At 61.8% G+C, this 6,449-nt stretch carries 7 protein-coding genes and 1 riboswitch; of the genes, 5 read left to right on the forward strand and 2 right to left on the reverse strand.

What is annotated here, in order from left to right; translation table 11 throughout:
- Positions 1-15 precede the first annotated feature (15 nt).
- On the reverse strand, positions 16-762 hold the full coding sequence (locus QTL96_RS06640) for a CbtA family protein (RefSeq protein ID WP_289727135.1): 747 nt from the start codon (positions 760-762) through the stop codon (positions 16-18).
- A gap of 117 nt (positions 763-879) precedes the next feature.
- A complete protein-coding gene (locus QTL96_RS06645; RefSeq protein ID WP_018902549.1) occupies positions 880-1,089 on the reverse strand; it encodes a CbtB-domain containing protein in 210 nt (69 codons plus the stop codon).
- Positions 1,090-1,137: 48 nt separating this feature from the next.
- Positions 1,138-1,210: riboswitch (cobalamin riboswitch) on the reverse strand.
- Between the two features lie 109 nt (positions 1,211-1,319).
- Here QTL96_RS06645 and QTL96_RS06650 point away from each other — a divergent pair.
- The 5 genes from QTL96_RS06650 to QTL96_RS06670 all read left to right on the forward strand — a co-directional run bounded on the left by QTL96_RS06650 (position 1,320) and on the right by QTL96_RS06670 (position 6,161).
- On the forward strand, positions 1,320-1,880 hold the full coding sequence (locus QTL96_RS06650) for a histidine phosphatase family protein (RefSeq protein WP_289727136.1): 561 nt from the start codon (positions 1,320-1,322) through the stop codon (positions 1,878-1,880).
- Between the two features lie 399 nt (positions 1,881-2,279).
- The gene (locus QTL96_RS06655) at positions 2,280-3,845 is read left to right on the forward strand and encodes an EAL domain-containing protein (RefSeq protein WP_289727137.1); all 1,566 of its coding nucleotides are present in this window, start codon (positions 2,280-2,282) and stop codon (positions 3,843-3,845) included.
- 203 nt (positions 3,846-4,048) lie between these two features.
- Positions 4,049-4,672, forward strand: coding sequence for an outer membrane protein (locus tag QTL96_RS06660; protein WP_289727138.1), 624 nt, complete (start codon positions 4,049-4,051; stop codon positions 4,670-4,672).
- A gap of 160 nt (positions 4,673-4,832) precedes the next feature.
- Positions 4,833-5,354, forward strand: a complete 522-nt coding sequence (locus QTL96_RS06665; RefSeq protein ID WP_289727139.1) for a cytochrome b/b6 domain-containing protein — start codon at positions 4,833-4,835, stop codon at positions 5,352-5,354.
- Between the two features lie 234 nt (positions 5,355-5,588).
- Entirely contained in the window at positions 5,589-6,161 is a 573-nt protein-coding gene (locus tag QTL96_RS06670) for a transglutaminase-like cysteine peptidase (protein WP_289727140.1), read from the forward strand.
- Positions 6,162-6,449 lie beyond the last annotated feature (288 nt).

Here is a 6,449-nt window from a genome sequence, read left to right on the forward strand (position 1 = left end):
GGGCTTTCCTTTTCGTCAGTGAAGAACCGGCGCGGCCGGCCGGCGGACGGCCGAGGCAACCGCGAGCTTGCGCTCGGCAAGTGCCCCGAACGCGAGACCGATCACGGTCCAAAGGATCGCATGCATGCCGATCGAGGTGGTGCGGAACTGCCAGAGCACCAACGCCGAGTAGTTCTCCGGCACTTCGTTGATGACAGGCAGCAGATACTGCACGACGCCGATGAAGAGCACATAGGCAAATCCGGCGATGATCGCGCCGTTCCACGCGCCGAAGCGTGGCGCCAGCCGCCGGGCCAGCGAGATCGCCGCAATCAGCGCGGCGATCGACACCACGATCATCAGGAAGAACAGCTCGGTTCTGACCCCGATCGTATCCGGATTGCCGACCGCGGGCGGATTAGCGGGATACTTGATATTGGGCACGATGACGATGGCAACGAAGGCGGCGGCCGCGATGACGGCCGAGGTCCCCCGCGCGCCGAGGCTGCTGACGCGGCCCTGCACGAAGGCGAAGATCAGCGCGAAAATGCCGCCGACGGCGATGCTGTAGGCCATCACGCCCGTGAACAGGCCGATGCCCGCCTGCGTGGCGCGGCTCACCAGTTCCGGCTCGGCCGCTTCACCAGCTGCCTGTGCTGCCGCCTCTTCGAAACCGATCGCCTGGTCGACGAGCGGCTCGCCGAACGTATGGGCAAAGGCAAACACCAGGACGCCAGCGATCAGGCCCGCCAGCATGCCGCGAAGCAAAAGTTTTCCAACCATGTCTCAAACTCCCCAAGAGCATGCCGCGCAAAAGCGCGTAGCGGTTTTGCGGCAACGACATGCGATAAAACAAAGACTTAAATCGTGAAAAGCGAATCCGAAGGATCGCGACACGATTTAGTGGCAGGGAAAGCCGAGCAGGTGTCGGCCGTCATGCACGAATTCGTGCACATACATGCCGTTGAACAGCGCCATCGCGCCTTCTTCGGTGCCGACGAAATAAATGGCGATCAGCATCAGCAGGCCGCCGAAAATGGCCCATGGCAGGATGTCGCCGACGGGAATGGGAGCAGCCACCGAGGTGGGCGCGAGCGTGGTATGAGACATGAATTCCTCCTGGAATAACGCGTTCAGTCGAGAATGTTCGTGGGTAGGGTCTGACTTCCAGTTTGAGGTATCCTCATCCTGATCACAGTGGCGCGACCGCACCGGAATTTCACCGGCTTCCAAACCTACAAGATCAACGTTATAGCTGCCGGCCTCGACCTGTCAACGCGCTGTCACACAAGGGCACAGCTACAGAAGGGCATCTCTCGCGTGACAAGGAAAAAACCAGCGTGATGACGCGTCTCACCTTCATCTGCCACGGCGCCACCGACGCTATCAGGCAGGCCCGCTTCCCGCTCGACGAGGCGCTGGAGGACAAGGCGATCATCAATGCCCGCGCGCTGGCGCCAGCCATGCCGCGCGCCGACCACATCATGACCAGCCCCGCGCTGCGCGCCCGCCAGACGGCCGATGTCCTTGGCCTTGAAGCCGAGGTCGTCCCTGCCCTGGCCGATTGCGATTATGGCCGATGGGCGGGCCAGTCGATCATGGCGCTGCAGGAGAGCGAACCGGACGCCCTCTCCGCCTGGCTGACCGACACCGACGCCGCCCCGCACGGCGGCGAAAGCATCCGCGCCCTTCACGACCGCGTCGCGCCCTGGATGCAGGCGCAGTCCGCGCTCGGCGGCCATGCCATAGCCATCAGCCATGCCCCCACCATCCGCGTCGCGGTGCTGATCGCGCTTGGGGCGCCGTTGTCGTCCTTCTGGCACATCGACGTGGAGCCGCTTTCCGCGATCAGGATGACCAGCAATGGCACACGCTGGTCGCTGCGCTTCGACGGCGTGTAATTTCAATAGTTTCACATCCAGAAATTTAGATAAGCCTTGCGCAAGCCAATTGCGCAAAAGCTAAATCGCCTGGCATCTCCAGGTGATAATCCTTCGTAAAAGGAGGCCTGACCATGTCTTACGACTGGAACGGGGCGCGGCTGAAACGCACGCGTCTCATGCGGTTTACGGGCGGCGCGATCTTTCTGTGCCTGGCCGTCACCGTATCCATGCTGATGCATCTGTAGAGCATGTGAATAGCGGGCGAACGACGATGTTCGCCCGTTTCCTTTCCCGTATTTCATTAGATACCGATACGCCTATGAGTAGGCGGAGATAACTAGAAGTCACCCCCTAGTTTCAACGGATACTTTAGACTTCCGTGCTATATCCCGCCAAGGTGGAGATGGAGTGGGGAGCATGCCGGTATTTTTCCGGAGCAGAGCCGGACGGCAGTGGCTGTCCCTGATGGCGCTTGGCGCGGCCTTGTGGGTCGTGGGCGCGGTGTTGCAATTCGGCGATCTGCTCGCCTTGTTCGTCCAGCAATTCGATAGCTACGGCGCCGACAAGCTGGTGCTCGCACTCGCCGTCGCCGGCACGATGAGCTTCGTCTACTCCGTGCTGCGCATCACCGATCTTCGCAAGGAAATGGACCTGCGCGCCAAGGCGGAAGCGAAGGCCGACTGGACCGCGACGCACGACCACCTGACCAAGCTTCCCAACCGCTACGCCTTCGAACGCGCCGTTCTCCTGCATCGCCGCGCGCAGATCGACGCGTACAGCGACGAATGGGAGCGCAATGTCAGCATTTTTTGCGTCGATCTCGATGGCTTCAAGAAGGTCAATGATCTCATCGGCCACAATGGCGGCGATGCGTTGCTGGTCGAGGTCTCCAAGCGCATCTGCGCCATCGGCAGCGCCGATTCCGTTTATCGCTTCGGCGGCGACGAATTCATCATCGTCGCGACCGGTCTCTCGTCGCAGCACGAAGAGCGCCTGTCGCGGCTGCTGATCCAGGCCGTCACCCGCCCGATCCATATCAACGGCTTTGCCGTCGAAGTCGGCGCCAGCGTCGGCTATGACCGCTGGCAGCAGGGCGAACGGCTGGAAGACACCGCCCACCGCGCAGACCTCGCAATGTACGAGGCCAAGTCACGCGGACCGAACAACTATCTCGCCTTCGAAGCCTCGATGCGCGACAAGGTGGCGCTGCGCGCCTCGCTTGAAGCGAAGCTCCGTGTGGCGATCAAGAACAAGGCGATCCGCCCGTTCTATCAGCCGCTGATCGACCTGAAGACCGACGAGGTCTGCGGCTTCGAGGCGCTGGCCCGCTGGACCGACGACGAAGGCAACAGCATTCCGCCCGCAGTCTTCATCGGCATCGCCGAGGAGACCGGGCTGATCACAGTGCTCTTCGAGGATCTGCTGAGCCAGGCCTGCAACGATGCGCTCGCATGGGACGATCACATCACGCTCTCCTTCAACGTCTCGCCGGTGCAGATGGAAGACCGTCTCTTGACGGCGCGCATCTTCAAGGCGCTGACGGTCAACGATCTTCCCGCCCATCGTCTTGAGATCGAGATCACCGAAAACGCCCTGATCCAGGATCCGGCGAGCGCAGCCGCCGTCCTCGACGAACTCCACGACGCCGGCGTACAGATCGCACTCGACGATTTCGGCACCGGCTATTCCAGCCTCTCGCAGCTCGCCAGCTACCGCTTCGACAAGATCAAGATCGACAAGAGCTTCATCGCCACCTATCGCGACGACGAACGCCAGGAAAAGATCGTGCGCGCGATGCTGGCGCTTGGCGTCAGCCTCAATATCAAGACCACGGCAGAGGGCATCGAGGAGCCGCGCCAGCTGAACCACCTGCTGGAGCTCGGCTGCGATGTCGGCCAAGGCTACTTCTTCGGCCGGCCGATGCCTGCCGCCGATATAGGCACATTCCTGAGCCAGAGAAACGCGACTTTGGCGGCCGAATAGGCACCATTCCGGCCTTTCGCCGTAAAATTAGCCATTTGTGATGGAACCATTCGAGATGTGGCGACGTTGGTACGTCGGGTCGCATAGGCGCCATTGTCTGCGGCATGCCGTTGGCGTGCGAAAACGCAGCGATCCACGGTTGGGCACCACGGTTCCCGATTGAGTGAAAAGTGTACCCTTATTCATAGGAGAGGGATCTTATCATGAATGTTCGCATCCTTACTGCGTCAGCAGCGATACTCATGCTTGCCGGGTCAGCCTCGGCGGCCGACCTTGTCTCCGAACCACCACCCGCACCCGTCGAGCAGGCAGCACCTGTCTTCACATGGACGGGCTTCTACACCGGTCTTCAGGGCGGCGGCGCCTGGGGCAATGGTGATTTCTCCGGCATCGGCTCGTCCAACATGAACGGCGGCCTGATCACCGGTTTCGCCGGCTATAACTGGCAGCTGGACAACAGCATCGTGCTGGGTGTCGAAGGCGACGTTTCCTACAACTGGAACTCCGAAGACGTCGGTGTCAACAGCTACAAGTTCGACACGACGGGATCGGTTCGCGCCCGTGTTGGTTATGCGCTTGACCACGCCCTGCTTTACGGTGCGGCCGGCTGGACCGGTGCCCGCGGCCATGTCGACACACCTATCGGCAGCGACAGCGCCACCTTCTCCGGCTGGACAGTCGGCGCCGGTGTCGATTACGCCTTCACCGACAACATCTTCGGCCGCCTCGAATATCGCTACAACGATTACGGCAGCAAGGATCTTCTGGGCGTCGATACCGACTTCAACCAGAACGTCGTGACCGTCGGCGTCGGCTTCAAGTTCTGACCTAACGTATATCAAGGCGGCACGCCGCCTGTCGAAAGAGCCCGGTCCTGCACCGGGCTTTTTCGTGTCGGGAGCATGCGGCGCGCCACGGGCGCTTTTCAGGCTTGCGTCAGTTGAGAGGGCTATGCGGCGCCAGGGCTGACAACCGAAAGCGATCCGCATGCCGCTTGAAACGCACGCCGCGACTTCTTCCTCCCCGCGATCCTATTCACTCGCGCAACGCATCCTGCATTGGCTGACGGCGCTGCTCGTTTTCTTCAATCTCCTGCTCCCCGACGGCATGAACGCCTGGAACCGCAGCATGCGCCTCAACGGCAGCGCCACCGCCGACCAGATCGCAAGCGCCAACATCCACGCCTGGGCCGGCATCGCGATCCTAGTCACGGTGGCGCTTCGCCTCGTCCTCAGGGCAACGCAGGGCGTGCCGGCACATTCTCCGGACGAACCGCCTCTGCTCACAGCCGCCGCCAGCATCGCGCATGCCCTGCTCTATCTTCTGCTGCTCGCCATGCCGCTGAGCGGAATGGCCGCGTATTATCTCGGAGTGAACGCTGCTGGCTCCCTTCATGCCGAGATCTTGAAGGTCATACTATGGGCCTTGATCAGCCTGCACGTGCTCGGTGCGCTCGCCCACCAGTTCTATTGGAAGAGCGACAGGCTGCGACGGATGACGGTCGGGTAAATGAGGGAGCCTCGGCGCAAAGATCTGTGGGCTTTGCCTGACAGCACCCGCGATTTCCTTGTCCGACTCACCACTCGCAAGTAAGAAGGCACTAATAGACGGCCGCGTCACAGGCCGAACCGTTAGTACGTCCTCAACCTCTAACGCATAAAATCTCAATCAAATTCAGCAGCATAGACTGCCGCCGCGCACCCACGCGGCGAGCCGAAAGGTGTGATCATGCGGATATCATTCATGATTTCAGTATTGGCGACAATGCTGATGGCCTTCCCCAATACCAGCACGGCCGGCTCCACGCTGCGCGCTTCCCGGTCGATCGGCGCGCCCATCGGCTTCCCCTCGGCCTGCACCCGTTATGCCTGGCTATGCCACAACACCAGCAGCGGCGAGATCAGCGACGAGAAGGCGATGCCGCTTCTGAAGAAGATCAACCGCGATGCCAATTCCAGCGTCCGGCCGGCAACGGACTATGCCACGACGGGCAAGGCCGAATACTGGTCGCTGCCGATCAACAACAAGGGCGATTGCGAAGACTACGCGCTTCTGAAGATGAAATCCCTGCTCGACGCCGGCTTTCCCGCCAACAAGCTTGCCATCTCGGTCGTCATCGACCGCAACGGCGGCAACCACGTCGTGCTGCTTGCCCGCCTGAAGTCCGGCGACTATGTGCTCGACAATCTCGCGGGCAGCGTAAAGCCCTGGTCGAGCACCGGATACACCTTCCTTGCCAGCCAGAACTTCAACAACAAAAGCGCATGGCAGGTGACGCTTGCCGGACCGCGCGCGGCCCAGTTCTCCGGCACCTGAGAGCCTTCGGCCCCGACGTTGCCGCTAACCGCGCTTCTTGCCGAGCGCCGAAGCCTGAATGCCTAAACCCCAAAAGCCCGGGCACCTCGCCCGGGCTTGATGTTTGCGACGGCGAAATGGCGCGGCTTGCGTAAACCGCCGCCAATTCCCCATCGAGGCATGTGCGAGCAGCGCTTAGTTGCTGCCGCTGCTGCCGCCGGCGCCACCCTGGCCGCCAGAGCCACCGGAACCGCCGCCGCCGCTGCCGCCGTTGCCGCCCTTGCCGCCATCACCGCCGTTGCCGCCGCC

The sequence above is a fragment of the Rhizobium sp. S163 genome, from assembly GCF_030380805.1.
Classification (GTDB): domain Bacteria; phylum Pseudomonadota; class Alphaproteobacteria; order Rhizobiales; family Rhizobiaceae; genus Rhizobium.